Origin of the sequence: Morganella sp. BCCO 40_0007 (genome assembly GCF_032989665.1) — a bacterium.
Classification (GTDB): Bacteria; Pseudomonadota; Gammaproteobacteria; order Enterobacterales; family Enterobacteriaceae; genus Morganella; species Morganella sibonii.
The window spans coordinates 229,085-248,320 of the sequence record NZ_JAVBIN010000002.1; the positions used below are offsets into that span (position 1 = coordinate 229,085).

18 protein-coding genes are annotated in these 19,236 nt (G+C 50.1%); 11 read left to right on the forward strand and 7 right to left on the reverse strand.

Annotation, left to right across the window (positions count from 1 at the left end; genetic code table 11):
• Positions 1-1,110, reverse strand: a complete 1,110-nt coding sequence (gene macA / locus R5268_RS03075; RefSeq protein WP_317418702.1) for a macrolide transporter subunit MacA — start codon at positions 1,108-1,110, stop codon at positions 1-3.
• Between the two features lie 14 nt (positions 1,111-1,124).
• Positions 1,125-2,804 (reverse strand): ATP-dependent endonuclease, encoded by a 1,680-nt coding sequence (locus R5268_RS03080; RefSeq protein ID WP_317418701.1) that lies wholly within the window; start codon positions 2,802-2,804, stop codon positions 1,125-1,127.
• Between the two features lie 224 nt (positions 2,805-3,028).
• Here R5268_RS03080 and R5268_RS03085 point away from each other — a divergent pair, with 224 nt between their 5' ends.
• From R5268_RS03085 to artM, 6 genes are all read left to right on the forward strand, one after another.
• Entirely contained in the window at positions 3,029-3,928 is a 900-nt protein-coding gene (locus R5268_RS03085; RefSeq protein ID WP_317418700.1) for a lysine exporter LysO family protein, read from the forward strand.
• 13 nt (positions 3,929-3,941) lie between these two features.
• Positions 3,942-5,405, forward strand: coding sequence for a DUF2867 domain-containing protein (locus tag R5268_RS03090; protein WP_317418699.1), 1,464 nt, complete (start codon positions 3,942-3,944; stop codon positions 5,403-5,405).
• Positions 5,406-5,523: 118 nt separating this feature from the next.
• Complete coding sequence (gene artP / locus R5268_RS03095) at positions 5,524-6,252, forward strand: arginine ABC transporter ATP-binding protein ArtP (RefSeq protein WP_317418698.1); 729 nt, start codon at positions 5,524-5,526, stop codon at positions 6,250-6,252.
• 38 nt (positions 6,253-6,290) lie between these two features.
• Positions 6,291-7,025 carry an arginine ABC transporter substrate-binding protein gene (gene artJ / locus R5268_RS03100; protein WP_004241743.1) on the forward strand — a complete coding sequence of 245 codons (735 nt, stop codon included), beginning with the start codon at positions 6,291-6,293 and terminating at the stop codon, positions 7,023-7,025.
• A gap of 15 nt (positions 7,026-7,040) precedes the next feature.
• Positions 7,041-7,745: an arginine ABC transporter permease ArtQ gene (artQ, locus tag R5268_RS03105; protein ID WP_046893818.1), complete on the forward strand. Its 705-nt coding sequence runs from the start codon at positions 7,041-7,043 to the stop codon at positions 7,743-7,745.
• Between the two features lie 2 nt (positions 7,746-7,747).
• Positions 7,748-8,416 carry an arginine ABC transporter permease ArtM gene (artM, locus tag R5268_RS03110; RefSeq protein ID WP_317418780.1) on the forward strand — a complete coding sequence of 223 codons (669 nt, stop codon included), beginning with the start codon at positions 7,748-7,750 and terminating at the stop codon, positions 8,414-8,416.
• 61 nt (positions 8,417-8,477) lie between these two features.
• Here artM and rlmC read toward each other — a convergent pair whose 3' ends face one another.
• The 3 genes from rlmC to R5268_RS03125 form a co-directional block, all read right to left on the reverse strand.
• The gene (rlmC, locus tag R5268_RS03115; protein WP_317418696.1) at positions 8,478-9,602 is read right to left on the reverse strand and encodes a 23S rRNA (uracil(747)-C(5))-methyltransferase RlmC; all 1,125 of its coding nucleotides are present in this window, start codon (positions 9,600-9,602) and stop codon (positions 8,478-8,480) included.
• Positions 9,603-9,638: 36 nt separating this feature from the next.
• Positions 9,639-10,127, reverse strand: a complete 489-nt coding sequence (locus tag R5268_RS03120) for a YbjN domain-containing protein (RefSeq protein WP_317418695.1) — start codon at positions 10,125-10,127, stop codon at positions 9,639-9,641.
• Positions 10,128-10,232: 105 nt separating this feature from the next.
• Positions 10,233-10,544: a YbjC family protein gene (locus R5268_RS03125; protein ID WP_182104875.1), complete on the reverse strand. Its 312-nt coding sequence runs from the start codon at positions 10,542-10,544 to the stop codon at positions 10,233-10,235.
• Between the two features lie 172 nt (positions 10,545-10,716).
• On the opposite strand from R5268_RS03125, the gene R5268_RS03130 reads away from it, so the two are divergent.
• The 5 genes from R5268_RS03130 to R5268_RS03150 all read left to right on the forward strand — a co-directional run bounded on the left by R5268_RS03130 (position 10,717) and on the right by R5268_RS03150 (position 17,968).
• Positions 10,717-10,980 carry a GrxA family glutaredoxin gene (locus R5268_RS03130; RefSeq protein WP_004235784.1) on the forward strand — a complete coding sequence of 88 codons (264 nt, stop codon included), beginning with the start codon at positions 10,717-10,719 and terminating at the stop codon, positions 10,978-10,980.
• Positions 10,981-11,371: 391 nt separating this feature from the next.
• Positions 11,372-11,980, forward strand: a complete 609-nt coding sequence (gene ybjG / locus R5268_RS03135; RefSeq protein WP_317418694.1) for an undecaprenyl-diphosphate phosphatase — start codon at positions 11,372-11,374, stop codon at positions 11,978-11,980.
• A gap of 841 nt (positions 11,981-12,821) precedes the next feature.
• Positions 12,822-14,141, forward strand: a complete 1,320-nt coding sequence (locus R5268_RS03140) for an HAAAP family serine/threonine permease (RefSeq protein WP_107678204.1) — start codon at positions 12,822-12,824, stop codon at positions 14,139-14,141.
• Between the two features lie 1,010 nt (positions 14,142-15,151).
• On the forward strand, positions 15,152-16,471 hold the full coding sequence (locus R5268_RS03145) for an HAAAP family serine/threonine permease (protein ID WP_218427788.1): 1,320 nt from the start codon (positions 15,152-15,154) through the stop codon (positions 16,469-16,471).
• Between the two features lie 129 nt (positions 16,472-16,600).
• Positions 16,601-17,968, forward strand: coding sequence for an L-serine ammonia-lyase (locus tag R5268_RS03150; protein ID WP_107678202.1), 1,368 nt, complete (start codon positions 16,601-16,603; stop codon positions 17,966-17,968).
• Positions 17,969-18,028: 60 nt separating this feature from the next.
• Here the strand turns inward: R5268_RS03150 and R5268_RS03155 are convergent, their stop codons facing one another.
• Together R5268_RS03155 and R5268_RS03160 are read right to left on the reverse strand one after the other, a co-directional pair.
• Positions 18,029-18,550, reverse strand: coding sequence for a LemA family protein (locus R5268_RS03155; RefSeq protein ID WP_317418693.1), 522 nt, complete (start codon positions 18,548-18,550; stop codon positions 18,029-18,031).
• Positions 18,551-18,705: 155 nt separating this feature from the next.
• A complete protein-coding gene (locus tag R5268_RS03160; RefSeq protein ID WP_317418692.1) occupies positions 18,706-19,158 on the reverse strand; it encodes a GNAT family N-acetyltransferase in 453 nt (150 codons plus the stop codon).
• Between the last annotated feature and the right edge of the window lie 78 nt (positions 19,159-19,236).

Consider the following 19,236-nt stretch of genomic DNA (forward strand, 5'->3'; position numbering starts at 1 on the left):
TTATCCCGCCGTACTGTCATCAATACCGGTCACCACTTTCTCATGCTCCGCCAGGCCTTTTACCACCTCAGCTTCCACATCATTACGGGTGCCGAGTGTCACCTGCCGGGTTTCCGGCTGACCATTCACCAGTACCTGTACCTCATATTCGGTCGGGGAAATCTCTTTACCCAGCGCCGCCAGCGGAATTTTCAGCACATTTTCGCGGTTTTCCAGTGCAATGGTCACCTGAGCAGTCATATCCAGTTTCAGTACATGCTGCGGGTTCGGTACTTCAAAGCGCGCATAATAGAAAATGGCGTCATTGATTTTCTGCGGTTTCGGCAGGATATCGGTGATCACGCCGCTGAAGGATTTATCCGGTGCACCCAGGACACTGAACGTCGCTTTCTGGCCGGGTTTCAGATAAACCACATCCGCCTCGGAGACTTCCGCATTCACCAGCATCGTATCGAGATCCGCAAGGGAGAGAATGGTCGGCGCCTGCTGCATGGCGATCACCGTCTGCCCCTGTAATGTTTTCAGCTCTGTCACCACACCGTCCATCGGTGCACGGATATTGGTGTACTGCAAATCATTACGGGCGGTATCCAGAGTGGCCTGATTACGTGCCAGCTGGGCTTTACTGGTATCAATCGCTGCGCGCTGCACTTCCATATTGCGCCGTGCCTCATCCACATCCTGCTTTGAGATAACCTGTGTTTTTGACAGTGCCAGCCGCCGCTGATACGTCGCCTGTGCAAAGGCATACTCCGCCTCTGCCTGCTTCAGCCGTGCTCTGATTTCACTGACTGTCTGCTCCGCCTCAATCACCACGTTCTGTGCTTTGACCGGATCGATAACGGCCAGCAGATCCCCTTTCTTAACAAAATCTCCCTCTTTGACATTCAGGGTCTGCAACTGTCCGTTGACCTGCGCCCCGACATCCACCTTCTGCAAGGCATCCAGTTTGCCGGTGGCCATCACTTTTTTTTCCAGTGTCCCGCGCTGCACATCTTCCGTCATATAACTGACCGGTGCTTCTTCACGGTTAAAAAACCAGAAACCGCCGGCGATCAGAATGATCAGAATGCCGGCGGTCAGTTTTTTTTTCTTTGAAACTGCTCTCATGAATTCCTGTTTCCTCAGTTAGCCCGCCCTCTGGCGAGCCATGCCACGCGGGAGAACATCCGGCGCAGCAACAGCGGGATAGAATCCACACCCCTGCTTGCGGCATTATTGGCAATCGCAATCGCCAGATCCGGTTTCGAGGTGCGGTGAATCGCTTTGGTAATCACCCGGCGGGCCGGCATTTTAATATTCTCCGGGATATCCGCAACCTTGTGATACAGGCGGCTGAACCCCTCACGATACAAAAAATGCTCCATGTCCGGCGCGGGCAGACGGGTCAGTCTGTCCTGCTCAACATCATTGAGCCCCGATGAGAAATGTGCGGCGGTAGCCGCGTATTTCTTACCGGCTTCATCGCCGTCAACCAGCGTATGCCATTCTATACCCATTTTGTTGGCAAACTTTAACAAAGGTTTAAGACCGCACTGGGCAAACTCAATTACCTTGATCCCTTCTGTCTCAAAGTAGTAATTACACTGTTTTGCCAGGTCGTTCATCAGCCAGATTTCCGTTTCCCCCTCCACCAGCAGCCAGCAGCGGGCAAACAGTGCGGACGGGCGGTTAAAGCGGATATGGAATGAGATACGCCGCAGTTCTTCCGGCGACAGATGATTTTCCCCCAGCCGGTAAGCGGCGACACGGGTGGATTCCCGCACCAGGCGGCAGATATCATGAATAGGCACCAGCGAAAGCAGCTCGCCGGAGTTGGTGGTGGTAATACGCTGTAAAGAAAACAGATTGAGCAGCCCCCACGCCACCGACAGCATAATCGGATGCAGGCGGGTTTCCGGGTCTTCCACAATGATGATCGGCCGGGCATACGGATCGAGTTTCAGCCCGCTGTTGGACTGAAGCAGCGCGGCAAACATACCGAGGATAATCAGCCGAACATTACGCTGATTGGGACCGGCCACCACGCGGTTAATTCCTTCCAGCGCCTGCCATGCCCGCTGGCGTGGTTCAATATTCAGCTGCCGCGCCTTACGGCGATCCAGCAGATACTCCCCCTGTTCGGCAAAGTAGTGGCTGAGCAGCTGTTTCATGGCTTCCAGGCCATCCTGCAAATCATCATTGGAGAGTGTCTGCGGATTGCTGACCAGAGCACGGGTCAGATCCGCCATCCGGTTATTAAAGGTTTCTGTCTGCATGCGGAGATCACACTCCTCCTCACATTCAGGCATTCCTTTTCTCAGTCCATGCATAAAGCGGGCATCACGCAGACGCAGCACCGGATAAAGACGGATAATTTCACGGATAAAGGTATCTGTTTTTTCCGGCAGAAGCGGCTCACCGGCTTCATCCAGAAACGTGCGCTGGCTGGTAATCGTGTTGTCATCCGCCAGATCGGCACTGACACGGTAGTTGATCCGCTGATATTCATCCCCGTTGCTGCGCCACAGCGGCGCCAGTTCACGGAACCGGCGGGAGCGGTAACGTCCGGGACGGGTTTCACGGAATATCAGAACAATCTGTAAGTGACGGACAGGTCCTGATTCACTGTCAGCGGCGTGATAAAAGTCGCTCAGGATAAATTTTGCATTCAGTGCCTGCGGTGACAGTGTCAGAGTCAGGGCATCCAGCAGACTGGATTTCCCCCACGCGTTTTCACCAATCAGTACCGTATTGCCGGTCAATGGTAATGACAGCCGGTTTATACCGCGAAAACCCAGAATTTCCACTCTTTCCAGAATCATAGTTCCCTCACTGTTTGCCGGATACCGCCTGTGTTATGACAATAATGATCACAATAAAGTATTATCACAATGTAATAAATAAAAACGGTTTTGACTTATACTAAACATGAAAACAGAGGGATACGTAGCAATTCTGGTGGGAATGCCGCTATAATCGCCTGCTTTTTAATCAGACACTAACACGAACACAAGAAAGACGGCATTATTTTACGGAAACGACACACATGTACTCAGGGTTATTAATTATTCTCGCACCGCTTATTGCGGGTTATCTCATCCCGGTCAGCAGCACGGCACTGAAAAAAATCATCGGCCGCGGTCTGAGCGCGATGGTGTATGTGATACTGTTTCTGATGGGGATCAGTCTGGCGCTGGTGGAAAATCTCGGCGCCAATCTGCTGGTGATAGTGCAGTACACGCTGACCTTTTCGGTGGTGGTACTGGGCTGTAACCTTGCCGGATTGTTTTTATACGGCAAAAAATACCCGTGGCAGGTCCCGGCTCACAAACAGCAAAAACCGCCTTCCCGCCTGCATATGGTGCTGGAATCCCTGCAACTGTGTGGTGTGCTGCTGTCTGGCTTTGCCACCGGGTTATTCGGCTGGTCATTTCTCTCCTTTGCCGGTGCCGCCAGTGAATATGCCCTGATTTTTCTGCTGTTTCTGGTCGGTATCCAGCTGCGCAACAGCGGTATGACGCTGCGCCAGATCCTGATTAACCGCCGCGGTATGCTGGTTTCCCTGATTGTGGCAGCCACCTCACTGCTCGGCGGCGCACTCGCGGCACTGATTGCCGGATTGCCGGTCAAAACCGGGATGGCGCTCTCCTCCGGCTTCGGCTGGTATTCACTGTCCGGTATTCTGCTGACCGACGCATTCGGTCCGGTACTCGGCAGTGTCGGCTTCTTTAACGACCTGGTGCGGGAAATTGCCGCGATTATGCTGATCCCGCTGCTGATCAACCGTCACCGTGCAGCCGCCCTCGGCCTCGGCGGCGCCACCACGATGGACTTTACCCTGCCGGTATTGCAGCGCAGCGGTGGTGTATCGATTGTCCCGGCCGCGATTGTGCACGGCTTTGTCCTCAGTCTGTTTGCACCGGTACTGATAGCCCTGTTTACCTGAAGAGTGAAAATGTATGCCACAACAACGGATTTTGCCTCAGCGGATTTTAGTACTGGGCGCCAGCGGTTATGTCGGACAGAATCTTATCCCGCAACTGATCGCCGCCGGTCATCAGGTCACCGCCGCCGCCCGCCGGGTGGAGTGGATGCAGGCACAGGGCTGGGAAAATACCCGCTGCTGCTATGCGGATCTGTATGATAAATCCACCCTGGAAACCCTTTTTCAGGATATTGATGTGGTGTACTACCTCGTCCACAGCATGACGGATGAGGCGGACTTACTGGCGCGCGAGCGACTGGCAGCGGAAAACGTGCAGGCGGTGCTGAATAACTCAGCTGTACGCGAAGTGATCTACCTGAGCGCGATGCAGCACAGAGACAGCGACTCCCCGCATCTCGCCGCCCGCAGGCTGACCGGCGAAATTCTTGCGGACAGCCGTGTGCCGGTCACCGAGATCCGCGCGGCAATTATTGTCGGTCCCGGCTCGGCTGCTTTTGAAATCATGCGGGACATGGTGTACAACCTGCCCATCCTCACCCCGCCGCGCTGGGCGCGCTCAAAATCCTCACCGGTGGCGCTGGAAAACCTGCTGAATTATCTGACCGGTCTGCTCGCGCATCCTGCTGACGGAAACCGCCGCTTTGATGCCACAGGGCCGGATTACCTCAGTTATCTGGAGATGTTCCGGCATTTTATTACCATCAGCGGTAAAAAACGGCTGATGATCCCGCTGCCTATTCCGTTGCGGCTGATTTCAGTTCATTTTCTGCGGCTTATCACCACGGTGCCGGAAGGGATTGCCAAAGAGCTGATTATGGGACTGAAATATGATCTGCAGGGCGACGGAAAACCGCTTCAGACGCTGATTCCGCAGACGCTGCTCAGTTTTGATGATGCCGTACGCAAGACCCTGAAGGATGAAGCAGATGCCGTGGATAATGAGGACTGGGGTTATGACCCCGAAGTCCGTGCCCGCTGGCGGCCGGGTTTCGGCTTCTACCCCAAACAGGCCGGTTTTACCCTGAACACCTCCGCTTCCGCTGATGCGCTGTGGCATGTTGTTCAGCAGATCGGCGGTAAAGACGGTTATTTCTACGCCAATATTCTGTGGTCTGTCCGCGCACGGCTGGATGATCTGTGCGGCAATAAAATCACTTACGGCCGCCCGGATCGCGATACCCTCGAACCCGGGGATAAAATCGACGGCTGGAAAGTGATCACCGTTAAACCCCGGCAGCAACTCTCTCTCCTGTTCGGCATGAAAGCCCCGGGGCTGGGACGGCTGACGTTTACCATCCGCGACCACGGCCATCAGCGGACGCTGGATGTCCGCGCCTGGTGGCATCCTGCCGGATTCAGCGGGCTGCTCTACTGGTTCGCTATGATGCCCGCTCATTTATTCATCTTTAAAGGCATGGCGAAAACTATCGTCAAACGGGCGTCAGCATACACCCTATCAGCATCAGAGAAGACATAATCACTCAGTAAAAGTTATTAGTTTGCTTTTTTAGTAGTTTTTTATGCAGAAATAATTGCATATTTATTCTTACGGCGTTAATATTCACTCAACGTCACTGAGTATGCAGAATTACAGCATGAGTATTCAATTAAAAAACATCAATTGCTTTTACGGACAGCATCAGGCGCTGTTCGATATCAACCTGGAATGTGGTGCAGGTGAAACCATGGTACTGCTCGGGCCGAGCGGTGCCGGTAAGAGTTCGCTGCTGCGGGCACTGAACCTGCTTGAAATGCCGCGTTCCGGTGAACTGACCATTGCGGATCACCATTTTAATTTTACCACCACGCCCTCTGCCGGTGAGATCCGTGCGCTGCGTCAGAATGTCGGGATGGTATTCCAGCAGTATAACCTGTGGCCGCATCTGACCGTCATGGATAACCTGACAGAAGCGCCGGTCCGGGTACTGGGTCTGACCAGAGAAGCCGCTCAGGCAAAAGCTGAAAAGCTGCTGGCGCGTCTGCGTCTGACTGATTTTGCAAACCGCTTCCCGCTGCATTTATCCGGCGGACAGCAGCAGCGTGTGGCGATTGCCCGCGCCCTGATGATGGAACCGCAGGTGCTGTTATTCGATGAACCGACCGCAGCACTGGACCCGGAGATTACCTCTCAGGTCGTCGATATTATTAAAGAACTGTCGCAGACCGGGATTACCCAGGTGATTGTGACTCACGAAGTGGATATCGCCCGTAAAACCGCCAGTAAAGTGGTGTATATGGAAAACGGCCGTATCGTTGAACAGGGCGGCGCGCAATGCTTTACCACGCCGCAGACAGAGGCATTTGCCGGTTATCTGTCACACTGATTATTTTCTGCCACTGAACACTAAAATAGGATGTTGCTATGAAAAAACTGGTTATTGCCGCATTAATCGGCGCGTTTGCTTTCTCCGCAGCGGCGGCAGAAAAAGAAAAAATCCGTTTCGCGACAGAAGCGAGTTATGCCCCGTTTGAAACCGTGAATGAGAAAAACGAAATCGTCGGTTTTGATGTGGATCTGGCTCAGGCGATGTGTGCCAAAATCGACGCGGAATGCACCTTTACCAACCAGGCCTTTGACAGCCTGATCCCGAGCCTGAAATACAAGCGTTTTGATGCGCTGATGGCCGGTATCGACGTAACACCGGAGCGTCAGAAGCAGGTTGATTTCACCAATACTTATTATGATAACTCTGCTGTTTTCGTTGCAGTCGCGGGCAAATTTGATAGCATTGACAGCCTCAAAGGGAAACAGATTGGCATCCAGAACGGCACCACGCATCAGAAATACCTGATGGAGCAATTTAAGGACATGAAAATTGTTCCTTATGAAAGCTACCAGAATGCGGTACTGGATCTGAAAGGCGGACGTATTGACGCTGTCTTCGGTGATACAGCTGTTATCAATGAATGGCTGAAGAGCAATGACAATCTGAAAACCGTGGGTGAGCGTGTCACCGATCCGGAATATTTCGGCACCGGCCTGGCTATTGCAGTCCGTAAGGGCAACAGTGAGCTGAAAGACAAACTCAACAAGGCGCTTGGTGAGGTCAAAGCGGACGGTACTTACGATACCCTCTATAAGAAATGGTTTGAGTAATAACATAAAAAATTAATGAACGATTTTCTTTCTTTAACAAGTGCCGCCGGGGTAACCGTCGGCCTTGCTGTTTCTGCACTCCTGATTGGTCTTGTGCTCGCGATGCTGTTTACCCTCTGGGAAAACGTACGCTGGAAACCTGTCGCCTTTGCCGGAACCTGTCTGGTCACACTCATCCGTGGTTTACCTGAGCTGCTGGTGGTTCTGTTTGTCTATTACGGTACTCAGGAAGTGATTATCCGGCTGAGTGACGGTATCGATCTGGGCTTCTTCACCCTGACGCTTGAGATCGATAACGGCCCGTATGTGCCGATCTTCAGTGGTATCACCGCCCTTTCCCTGCTCTATGCCGCCTATGCGTCACAGACTCTGCGCGGTGCGCTGAAAGCCGTCCCGGACGGTCAGCGTGAAGCCGGTCAGGCACTCGGACTGAGCCGTACCACCATTTTCCTCCGCTTTATCATGCCGCAGATGTGGCGTCATGCTCTGCCGGGCCTGGGTAACCAGTGGCTGGTTCTGCTGAAAGATACCGCGCTGGTGTATCTGATTGGTATTAATGAACTGATGCTGCAGACACAAAGCATTGCCCGCCGTACTGAAGAGCCTTTCACCTGGTACAGCATCGTGGCGCTTATCTATCTCGCCATTACGCTGGTCAGTCAGTACATCCTCAAACGTATCGAATTACGTACCACACGTTTTGAACGGAGCGGCCAGTGAGCATATTTGATTATATTATTGCCGTATTACCGGGCCTGCCGGTCAGTCTGTCACTGACCTTTGCCGCACTGGTCACGGCGTTTCTGCTGTCAGTACTGTTTACACTGATACTCTCTCTCAAACCCCGGATTCTGACTCAGCTGGTCAAAGGGTATATCACCCTGTTTACCGGGACACCGCTGCTGGTCCAGTTTTTCCTGATTTATTTCGGACCGGCGCAGTTTGAGGGATTAAAAGCGTATCCGCAGCTGTGGGAACTGATGTCATCTCCGTGGCTCTGCGCTATGGTGACTCTGGCACTGAACAGTGCCGCCTATTCAACGCTGCTGTTCTACGGCGCGGTGAAAGCGATCCCTCAGGGGCAGTGGCAATCCTGCCAGGCGCTGGGGATGTCACAGAAGCAGACGATGCGGATTATCCTGCCGTATGCCTTTAAACGTGCATTATCATCCTATTCCAACGAAGTGGTGCTGATCTTCAAAAGTACCTCTCTGGCCACGACGATTTCATTACTTGAAGTGATGGGTTACAGCCGCCGCCTGTTTGGTCAGGATTATGACCTGAATGTCTTTATTGCCGCCGGGATTATCTATCTGGTTGTCAACAGCCTGCTGACGCTGGCGATGCGTCTGATTGAACGCCGGGCGCTGGCATTCGAACACCGCAACTGATCCGCTCATACAAAAACGGGGCTGACGTCTGTACGCAGCCCCGTTTTTTTATTCCGGCGATTTATTTTTTGGTCAGCAGTACCAGCACTTCATAATGTGCGGTATGCGGGAACATATCAAATAACTGCACGCGCTGCGGCTGATACTGTGTGAGATGCGCCAGATCCTGTGCCAGACTCTGTGCATTGCAGCTGGAATAGATAATCGTCTCCGGCGCCATGGTATTCAGGTAATCACACAAGGCTTTGCCGATCCCTCTGCGCGGCGGATTAACCAGTACCAGTTCCGGCACGGCAGATTTAGCGAGAGCAAACTGCGCGGAATCCAGTGCCTGAAACGTGACATTCTCCAGCCCCATTTTTTCCGCTGAACGGGTGGCGCAGGCGATGGCCTCCGGGCTGATTTCAATCCCGGTCAGATGTGTGGATTTATCCGCACAGTGCAGGCCGAATCCTCCCGCGCCGCAAAACAGATCCCATAAGCGGGTGATCCCCCGCTCACGTACCCATTGCCCGGCAGTATGATACAGCTGTGAGGCAACATCCGGATTGGTCTGGAAAAAACTGTGCGGACGGATATAGAGCGGAATACCGTTGAAGGTTTCTTCCAGTACCTCATCCGGGGTAAAGATAATTTCCTGCTCCCCTTCCAGAATTGCCATTGCGACCGGCTGGATATTAGCGGAAATCACCGATAACTGCGGTAATTGCGCCTGTAAAAACGGCAGTGCGTCCTGTAACTGCGCCACCTTTTTCTCCGAACGCAGCACAAAGCGCAGCATCATTTTACCGGTGGCTCGGCTTTCGGTCAGCAGCAGGAATTTCAGCTCGCCACGGCGGCGTTCCACATTGTACGGCGTGAGTCCGGCGCGGGCGATAAAGGGTTTCAGCGCAGCAAATACCGGTGCAAAATGCGGCGGATAAAGCGGGCAGTCCGATAAATCCACCGGTTCGTTATCCGTGACAATCCCGAACACCGGGCGCTCAACACTGCCGCTGACCACCATCTTCGCTTTATTTCTGAATGCGGTTTCCGCACTGCGGACCGGCGGCAGCCAGTTTTGTACAGCAAACGGAGAGAGCAGCGTGCGGAGATCCTGCTCTTTATCATCAATCTGCTGAATATAGGGTTTTTCAAGCCACTGACAGGAACGGCAGCGGCCGGATGAATACTGGGGGCAATGCATGACAGGTGTCCCGGATATCGAAAGTGGTACGGATAATCAGTGGATCACCGGAGAAGGAACGGAATCAGCGCGGAAGCTTTCTTCATCTTCCGGTTCCGCATCATTCGGATCAAACAGCATATTGTTACTGAACAGCTCAAATACCACCGCACCGACCTGTTCTTCCATCAGTTGCATAGAGAGAGAGAACTGCTCAAACGTCAGCCCGGCACTAAGCGGCAGCGAGTAACAGACCACCAGTTTCGGCATGGTGGAATCCTGAATATCCATAAACGTTTTGACCAGCAGCGAACTGGCGTTGATCTGGCTCAGGTTGGCAATCAGCGGGACAATCGCGGTCGGGCGGACTTCCGCCAGCGCCGAGAACACCAGCATATCGTCAAGGATATCAATTTTGGCATCAAACACACCGTCCACATTTTGCATATGCGGCAGATGCAGTGCCTGGCAGGAATCACACTCAAAACAGGAGAGTTGCAGCTGATCCAGCCATGTGCGTAATATCGTGAGATCGGGAATGCTCATGAACCTGAAGCCTTTTAACCGGAAAAACAAAAGTACAGCGGGGAAAAATGTCACCCGCAGACCAATAACGGATCTTAGCTGAAAAACGTGAAGGGGAATAACGTTTTATTGCTTTTTTTCATTTTTATTCTGCCGGGTCTTTTTAGCGGCCCCGCTTTTGCTGTCAATCCCGACGGACGGCATCGCACTGATCGCGCGCCAGACAATATTGATTGCCGCCGGTACCAGACACCCCAGGCCGGCAAACGCCATTATCATCAGTACATTTTTACTGCTCATAAAACCGGGCAGCGCGATAAAATCATTCACTGCCAGATAAACCAGCAGCAGTAATATCACACCGATAACCTCACAGATAATCACCGGGCGCGGCATGTCTCCTAATGAACGCATTTGTCGCGGCTGTTTATTTGTCATTTTATCCTCTGCGATTGTGCTTTGCTTTCCGCACTGCGGATACTCTCTGAACCATTGATGCGGACTACCGCACAAATCGTCACAACATTCTTTCCTAACCGCTATGATACAGGCATAATTTATCTCATTAAAGCACCACTTCCGGTGTTACTGATGAATGAAGGAGCTTTTCATGTATACCGTTATTTTTGGCCGTCCGGGTTGCCCTTATTGCGTTCGTGCGAAAGAACTCGCAGAAAAACTGAAAAACGAACGTGATGACTTCGATTACCGCTATATTGATATTCACGCTGAAGGTATCAGCAAAGAAGATTTATCTGTCACTGTCGGTAAACCGGTCGAAACTGTTCCTCAGATTTTTATCGATGAAAAGCACATCGGCGGCTGCACTGATTTCGAAGCTTACGCAAAAGCCAATCTCGGCCTGTTCAGCTAAGCTATACTGCCGTTTCCCGCCCGGGAAACGGCTTGTTTTCTCTTCTTCTATCCTGCTGATTTTCAACATCAAAAAATTATTTTCATTTTTTTGAATCTTTTTCCGAACTTTCCTGCCGCGACGCAGTCTGAATAAGTGCCACTGCTTTTCTTTGAATATCCCCAAGATTGAGGAAGCCCGATAGTCACCAATTTGGTTTTAACTATCGGGTTTTTTATTGCCTGCTGTTTATCCCGCCTGTTATTGCTTCAGATTTTGTCAATTTTTTGCAATGTTACGTAATAGCACGATTAACCAAGATATTTTTACTTTACCTTGATGCACAAGACGGCTACCCTGACCCGTCATTTTATTGCCGGATATACACAGGTGTGTTTTTAAGGAGTCCGATGTGCTGGAAAATCTGAATCATTCGCTTTTTCTCCTGATCAATGCCACGCCGGAAACATCTCATGCCATGATTATTGCAGCCACTTTCGCGGCAAAATATCTGGTTCTGCTGTTTCCGGTCGTTGCCGCCGGACTCTGGCTGCGCGGAACACCGGAGAATATGGCCCGCCAGCGCCGTGCCGTCTGCAAAAGTGCCATTGCCCTGCTGATTGGTTTCGCCGCCTCCTGGATTATCGGCACACTCTGGCCGCACGCCCGCCCGTTTGCCGAACCGTTCGGACACAGTTTTCTGGAACACGCACCAACCGCCTCGTTCCCGAGCAATCACGGTATTATTGTATTTACCTTCGCGCTGGGCTGCCTGTTCTGGTGTAATGTCCGCGCAGGATTGCTGCTGATGATCCCGGCGCTGATTGTCGTCTGGTCGCGGGTTTTCCTCGGCGTTCACTGGCCGGTGGATATGCTGGGCGCCTTTATTACCGTGCTGATTGCCTGTGCACTGACAGAGCTGCTCTGGAGTCTGTTCGGCCCGGCACTGCAAAACCGGTTGCAGACACTCTACCGCCTCTGTTTTGCCATACCTATCCGCAAAGGCTGGGTACAGGAATAACGGTACAAACATAAATCCGATAATACCGGCCGGTGTGCCGGTATTAGATTGCTGACAGTATTATTTTTATTCACAGAATATTACCCTGCCATTTATTTAACATTTCAGTTCCGTCAGGCATCAGTATCACCCTGCTCACTTAATTCGCGATTAAAATAATTATTTTAATCATCCGGGATACACAATGTGCCTATTATATCACCCTCTGTTTTATACTATCTGACTCCCTGCATACACTCTGAATCACCACAAACTCAATGAAAGATTAATTTTTGTTTAAAAACAATGAATAACGAAATTTTCAAATAATTCTCATCCGGTAATAATCCCGCTTATCCTTATTTTGTAATAATACGATATTGTTCAGCACATATACTAATTAACACCTGAACCAATAAATTTGTTTAAATAAAAAACAGATAAAAATGACATTATTGCAGAATATCTGACCTCCCATGCCGTTTCGGCATACCCCATTCCGCAAAAACGGATTAACAACATTATTAAATGTTGCAACATGACCCGTTTTAATGTTATTTATAGCAAATGAGATGAAGATCACAGTGTTTTTCACTAAAAAACAGTATATTTTCACTACAAAAAGACAACCACCAATCTCAGATTCTTTTGAATATGAATTAATGCAGAGGCTTTTATTTATCCGTTGCAGATATCAGGCCTCTGCTGTTTATTATTTTTACCGGCAAGCAATTACCGGTAATTTTCCCGTTTTATTTATTTTTATCCGGTTGCGTACATAGACCCTGCTTCAGAAACACATTTTGTGCACAGCTCACCGTGCATTTTTTCGCTGTTATTGTTGCAAATTTTGGAGACATCTATGGAAACAACACAACCACAGGTCGTGGTCAGTCAGACTGATACCCGTAATGATTACCGCAAATGGCGTAAATCCGATACCGTCTGGATGCTCGGACTGTACGGTACAGCCATTGGTGCCGGTATCCTGTTTCTGCCGATTAATGCCGGTATCGGCGGGCTGCTCCCGCTGATCATTATGGCCGTGCTGGCCTTCCCGATGACCTTTTTCGCGCACCGCGGCATGTGCCGCTTTATATTGTCCGGTAAAAATCCGGGTGAAGATATTACCGAAGTGGTTGAAGAACATTTCGGTGCCAGAGCAGGGAACCTGATCACCCTGCTCTATTTCTTCGCTATCTATCCGATCCTGCTGGTCTACAGTGTGGCTATCACCAACACCGTGGAAAGCTTTATCGTTAACCAGATGCATATGACGGCTCCGCCGCGCATTATTCTGTCACTGGTACTGATTATCGGGATTATGTGTATTATCCGCTTCGGTGAAGCCGCGATTGTCAAAGCAATGAGCGTGCTGGTATTCCCGTTTGTGGCCGTTCTGATGGTATTGGCACTGTATCTTATCCCGCACTGGAATACGGCGATATTTGACACGCTCTCTTTCAGCAATCACTCTGCCGGTGACACCGGTCGTGGTCTGATGGTGACGCTGTGGCTGGCGATCCCGGTGATGGTATTCTCGTTTAACCATTCTCCGATTATTTCAGCATTCAGTGTCGCAAAACGTCAGGAATACGGCGAAAATGCGGAGAAAAAATGCTCGCGCATTCTGGCATGCGCCCACATTATGATGGTACTGACCGTGATGTTCTTTGTGTTCAGCTGTGTACTGAGCCTGTCACCAGTCAATTTACAGGAAGCAAAAGATCAGAATATCTCCATTCTGTCCTACCTGGCGAACTACTTCCACAATCCGATGATTGCGTATATCGCACCATTAGTCGCGTTTATTGCTATCACCAACGCATTCCTGGGACACTACATGGGTGCCCGTGAAGGCTTTAACGGTCTGGTTAACAAAGCATTACGCGCCAGAGGTAAAAGCATTGCACCGTCTAAGCTGAATAAACTGACTGCCCTGTTTATGCTGGTAACCTCCTGGATTGTTGCCACACTGGACCCGAGCATTCTGGGAATGATTGAAACCCTGGGCGGTCCGATTATCGCTATGCTGCTGTTTATCATGCCGATGTACGCTATCCGCAAAGTCCCTGCGATGCGTAAATATGCCGGTCACCTGAGTAATCTGTTTGTGGTTGTCATCGGTCTTATCGCCATTTCTGCGGTGTTCTACAATCTGTATCAGCTGTTTTTTGGCTGATAAATACATGACTGTTGCCCCCTCCGGCGGGTAACAGCAGTAACAATCCTCAGCCGGATCCCCGCACGGTTGGTCTGATGAAAGCAGGCAAACCAACACCATGAAGTATGAGTCAGAGAATACCGGCCCGCACGCCGGTATTTTTTTATCCGCGTTTAATTGCTCCCGCCGTTGCTGATCTTTTTTAAACCACATTTTTCACTGCTGACAGTATTATTTTTGTTCACAGAATATTATTCTGCTATTTATTTAACATTTCTGTTCTGTCTGACACCGGTATCACTCTGGTTACTTAATTCGTGATTAAAATAATTATTTTAATCATCCGGGACATCCCCTGCCATCATTATATAATGACATATTTTATACTGTCCTCTCCCCCGCACACGGCCAGTATTATCAAAGACTGAACCAGAAAACATTTTCATCATAAAAAACAAAATGATAAAAACAAAAACCACATTATAAAAGTGGTTTTTGTCCTGTGAAAATATGCTTTTTACTATTTAAAAATAATGAAATCGTGTGCAGATGATATATTTATTAATATATGAATAAATTAATTTAATTAAATAGAATACAGACAAAAATGACATTATTACAAAACAGGTCATTTCATATGCCGTTTCGGCATACTCTATTCCGTAAACACGGATTAACAATTTTATCAAATCTTGCAACAGAGCCTGTTTTACTGAGATTTATAGCATTTGAGACTGCGATCACGGTGTTTTCCACTGAAAAACAGTATATTTTCACCATCAGAAAGAGAGTTATCAATTTCAGGTACTTTTGAATATGAATTAATGCAGAGACCTTTATTTATCCATTACAGATATCAGGTCGCTGCTGTTTATTATTTTTACCGGTAAGCAATTACAGGTGACTTTTTAGCTTTACTTATTTTTTATCTGGTTACGTACATAGACCCTATTTCAGAGACGAATAAATGCACAGGTCAGCGTGCAAAATTTTAATTGTTGTTATTGTTGTACATTTTGGAGACTTCTATGGATACAACACAACCGCAGGTTGTGGTCAGCAAGACTGACACCAGCAATGATTATCGCAAATGGCGTAAATCCGATACCGTCTGGATGCTCGGACTGTACGGAACAGCTATCGGTGCGGGCGTACTGTTTCTGCCGATTAACGCCGGTATCGGCGGGCTGATCCCGCTTATCATTATGGCCGTGCTGGCCTTTCCGATGACCTTTTTTGCACACCGCGGTATGTGCCGCTTCGTGCTGTCCGGTAAAAATCCGGGCGAAGATATTACTGAAGTGGTTGAAGAGCATTTCGGCGCCAAAGCCGGCGGCCTTATCACCCTGCTCTATTTCTTCGCTATCTATCCGATCCTGCTGGTCTACAGTGTGGCTATCACCAACACCGTGGAAAGCTTTATCATTCACCAGATGCATATGACGGCTCCGCCGCGCATTATTCTGTCACTGGTACTGATTATCGGGATTATGTGTATTATCCGCTTCGGTGAAGCCGCGATTGTCAAAGCAATGAGCGTGCTGGTATTCCCGTTTGTGGCGGTTCTGATGGTGCTGGCGCTGTATCTGATCCCGCACTGGAGCACTGATGTCTTTAAAACTCTCACTTTCGACAGCAATACGGTCAGTGTAACCGGTCACGGTCTGCTGATAACGCTGTGGCTGGCGATCCCGGTGATGGTGTTCTCCTTTAACCATTCCCCGATTATCTCCGCCTTTGCTGTCGCCAAGCGTGAAGAGTACGGTGAGAATGCTGAGAAAAAATGCTCCCGCATTCTGGCATACGCTCACATTATGATGGTACTGACCGTAATGTTCTTTGTGTTCAGCTGTGTGCTGAGCCTCTCCCCGCAGAATCTGCAGGAAGCAAAAGATCAGAACATCTCCATTCTGTCTTACCTGGCAAACCACTTCCAAAACCCGATGATTGCCTATATCGCACCATTCATCGCGTTTATTGCTATCACCAAATCATTCCTGGGTCACTACCTCGGTGCCCGTGAAGGTTTTAACGGTCTGGTTAACAAAGCATTACGCGCCAAAGGTAAAAGCATTGCGCCGTCTAAACTGAATAAACTGACTGCCCTGTTTATGCTGGTCACCACCTGGATTGTTGCCACACTGGACCCGAGCATTCTGGGAATGATTGAAACCCTGGGTGGCCCGATTATCGCCATGCTGCTGTTTATCATGCCGATGTACGCTATCCGCAAAGTGCCTGCGATGCGTAAATATGCCGGTCACCTGAGTAATCTGTTTGTGGTTGTGATGGGTCTCATTGCAATTTCAGCGGTGTTCTACAATCTGTATCAGCTGTTTTTTGGTTAATAAATAAATGACTGTTGCCCTCTCCGGCGGGCAACAGCAACAACAATAATCAGCCGGAACTGAAAAGTAACGGCTTCGTGAATTTTCACGACACTATTAATCCACGCCTTAACATAGGGGGCGAGCAATATGGTCAGTGTATTTGACATCTTCAAAATTGGTATTGGTCCGTCGAGTTCCCACACGGTCGGTCCGATGAAAGCAGGCAAACAGTTCGCTGATGACCTTATCGCGGCCGGACTGCTGGAAAAAACCACCCGCATTCAGGTTGATGTGTACGGCTCTCTGTCTCTGACAGGGAAAGGTCACGCAACAGATATCGCGATCATCATGGGTCTTGCGGGTAATCTGCCGGATTCTGTTGATATTGATGCGATACCGGGCTTTATCAGGGATGTTGAAGAACGTGAACGCCTTTTGCTGGCAAACCAACGCCATGAAGTGGATTTCCCGCGCGATAACGGGATGAATTTCCATAAAGAAAACCTGCCGCTGCATGAAAACGGCATGTCAATCAGCGCATTCAGCGGTGATGAATTACTGTACAAGAAAACGTATTACTCCGTCGGCGGCGGCTTTATCGTGGACGAGGAGCATTTTGGTCAGGCTGCGGACAGCGAAACCAAAGTGCCTTATCCGTATCAGTATGCCGCTGATCTGCAAAAACACTGTAACGAAACCGGGCTGTCTCTGTCAGCGCTGGTGATGCAGAACGAACTGGCTCTGCGCAGTAAAGAAGAGCTTTCCGCTCACCTCGCGGCAGTATGGGATGTGATGAAAGCCGGTATTGAGCGCGGTGTGAACACCGAAGGTCTGCTGCCGGGGCCGCTGCGTGTACCACGCCGTGCTGCGGCACTGCGCCGTCAGCTGGTCACCAGTGATAACACCTCCACTGACCCGATGCAGGTTGTCGACTGGATCAATATGTTCGCCCTCGCGGTTAACGAAGAAAACGCCGCCGGCGGCCGTGTTGTTACCGCACCGACCAACGGTGCCTGCGGGATCATCCCTGCAGTGCTGTCGTATTACGATAAATTCATCCGTCCGGTGAATGAAAACGCGTATACCCGTTATTTCCTGGTGTCCAGCGTGATCGGTTCACTGTACAAAATGAATGCGTCTATCTCCGGTGCGGAAGTGGGTTGTCAGGGTGAAGTCGGTGTCGCCTGTTCCATGGCGGCTGCCGGTCTGACCGAACTGCTGGGCGGCAGCCCGATGCAGGTCTTTATCGCAGCGGAAATCGCGATGGAGCATAACCTCGGCCTGACCTGTGACCCGGTTGCCGGGCAGGTGCAGGTGCCGTGCATTGAGCGTAACGCCATTGCTGCTGTTCAGTCTGTCAACGCCGCCCGTATGGCGCTGCGCCGTGTCAGTGAACCGCGCGTTTGCCTCGATAAAGTTATCGAAACCATGTATGAAACCGGTAAAGATATGAATGCCAAATACCGCGAAACCTCACAGGGCGGCCTGGCAATCAAAGTGATCCCGTGTGACTGATTAGTTTCCGTTTCATGACTGCAAAAACCCCCGCAATGCAGATTGCGGGGGTTTTTCATATCAGGACATCAGCAGCAGGGTTTTGGGTCTGAAGCCGAACAATCCGGCCACCAGCGTGTCAGGGTAGTGCTGAACCGCAATATTGTACTGAATCACAGCTTCATTAAATGCCCGGATACCGGGATTCAGCGCGTCCTCCACATCACAGACCGCCAGCTGAATACGGACAAACTGCGGGTCTGCAATCAGCACCGGGAAGGTCTCTGTCAGCGTCATAATATGATAAAAAACACTGCTGATATCATTTGCGGCACTGACACTCTCATCCAGTGTCGCCGCCTCTGTATAACGCGGATACGCATCCTGCCAGGAATAAAACAGTGTTGCATCCTGAATGCCTGCTTTTTCCGTCATATCCACCAGCGGGCCTATCCTCTCAGCCCGCTGGCGTAACATGCCGTCAACCGCCGCATAAGCCTCCGTGAGTGGTGCCTGAAGGTCATTAATCCGGAGATATACCCGCCGGATCCATACGATTCCGGCCACCGCAATGACCAGCGCGATAAACACAATTGTCCCCATATCTTTAATCCTTTATTGACCGGTGTGTAAAAATACCGGTCCTTTTTTATAAAAAAATCCGATATCAGGATGTAATATCGGATCTTATACGGATTTCAACAGGGTAATTCAGCAGACAGCATAATAAATTACCGCCTGAAAGGGGAATAACCTTATTAAGATAGCGGTAATTGCGCCATTTCCTCACCAAAATCCATCATCTGCACCGCATTAAAGCCAAAACGCTGATAAAAGTGTTTCGCGTATTCGTTCTCCGGCTCATAACTTAACCGCAACCAGGGCAGAGGCTGCTCCCGGGTGTTATTCATCGCGGTAATTTTTTCCAGCAGCGCCGTAAATGCTGCTTTTCCCAGCCCTTTTCCCTGAAATTTTGCATCCAGCATAAAGCGCCAGATCCAGAACATGCCATCATCATCATCAATGCCGTACATGGCAAAGCCAATCATAACGTCATCGTCATAAATCGCATCGGCACTGAAATTATTGACAAACTGAAGCTGTGCCAGCGAATACACATTGGATGCCACAAAATCTTCCTGATCCTCCCGTACCTCTAAATCAATACAGGCTTCCCAGTTATCTTTACTGACCGGACATAAACGAATCATCGCCTCTCCTGTTGTTACCGGTTTTTATCTGCCGGAACAGTATTGCCGGTCTGATAAAAAATAGCCGCTCCGTATGGT

Excerpts from the sequence above, each read along its gene's own strand:
- macA (WP_317418702.1), bottom strand. The coding sequence starts at position 1,110 with ATGAGAGCAGTTTCAAAGAAAAAAAAACTGACCGCCGGCATTCTGATC.
- R5268_RS03080 (WP_317418701.1), bottom strand. The coding sequence starts at position 2,804 with ATGATTCTGGAAAGAGTGGAAATTCTGGGTTTTCGCGGTATAAACCGG.
- R5268_RS03085 (WP_317418700.1), top strand. The coding sequence starts at position 3,029 with ATGTACTCAGGGTTATTAATTATTCTCGCACCGCTTATTGCGGGTTAT.
- R5268_RS03090 (WP_317418699.1), top strand. The coding sequence starts at position 3,942 with ATGCCACAACAACGGATTTTGCCTCAGCGGATTTTAGTACTGGGCGCC.
- artP (WP_317418698.1), top strand. The coding sequence starts at position 5,524 with ATGAGTATTCAATTAAAAAACATCAATTGCTTTTACGGACAGCATCAG.
- artJ (WP_004241743.1), top strand. The coding sequence starts at position 6,291 with ATGAAAAAACTGGTTATTGCCGCATTAATCGGCGCGTTTGCTTTCTCC.
- artQ (WP_046893818.1), top strand. The coding sequence starts at position 7,041 with ATGAACGATTTTCTTTCTTTAACAAGTGCCGCCGGGGTAACCGTCGGC.
- rlmC (WP_317418696.1), bottom strand. The coding sequence starts at position 9,602 with ATGCATTGCCCCCAGTATTCATCCGGCCGCTGCCGTTCCTGTCAGTGG.
- R5268_RS03120 (WP_317418695.1), bottom strand. The coding sequence starts at position 10,127 with ATGAGCATTCCCGATCTCACGATATTACGCACATGGCTGGATCAGCTG.
- R5268_RS03125 (WP_182104875.1), bottom strand. The coding sequence starts at position 10,544 with ATGACAAATAAACAGCCGCGACAAATGCGTTCATTAGGAGACATGCCG.
- R5268_RS03130 (WP_004235784.1), top strand. The coding sequence starts at position 10,717 with ATGTATACCGTTATTTTTGGCCGTCCGGGTTGCCCTTATTGCGTTCGT.
- R5268_RS03140 (WP_107678204.1), top strand. The coding sequence starts at position 12,822 with ATGGAAACAACACAACCACAGGTCGTGGTCAGTCAGACTGATACCCGT.
- R5268_RS03145 (WP_218427788.1), top strand. The coding sequence starts at position 15,152 with ATGGATACAACACAACCGCAGGTTGTGGTCAGCAAGACTGACACCAGC.
- R5268_RS03150 (WP_107678202.1), top strand. The coding sequence starts at position 16,601 with ATGGTCAGTGTATTTGACATCTTCAAAATTGGTATTGGTCCGTCGAGT.
- R5268_RS03155 (WP_317418693.1), bottom strand. The coding sequence starts at position 18,550 with ATGGGGACAATTGTGTTTATCGCGCTGGTCATTGCGGTGGCCGGAATC.
- R5268_RS03160 (WP_317418692.1), bottom strand. The coding sequence starts at position 19,158 with ATGATTCGTTTATGTCCGGTCAGTAAAGATAACTGGGAAGCCTGTATT.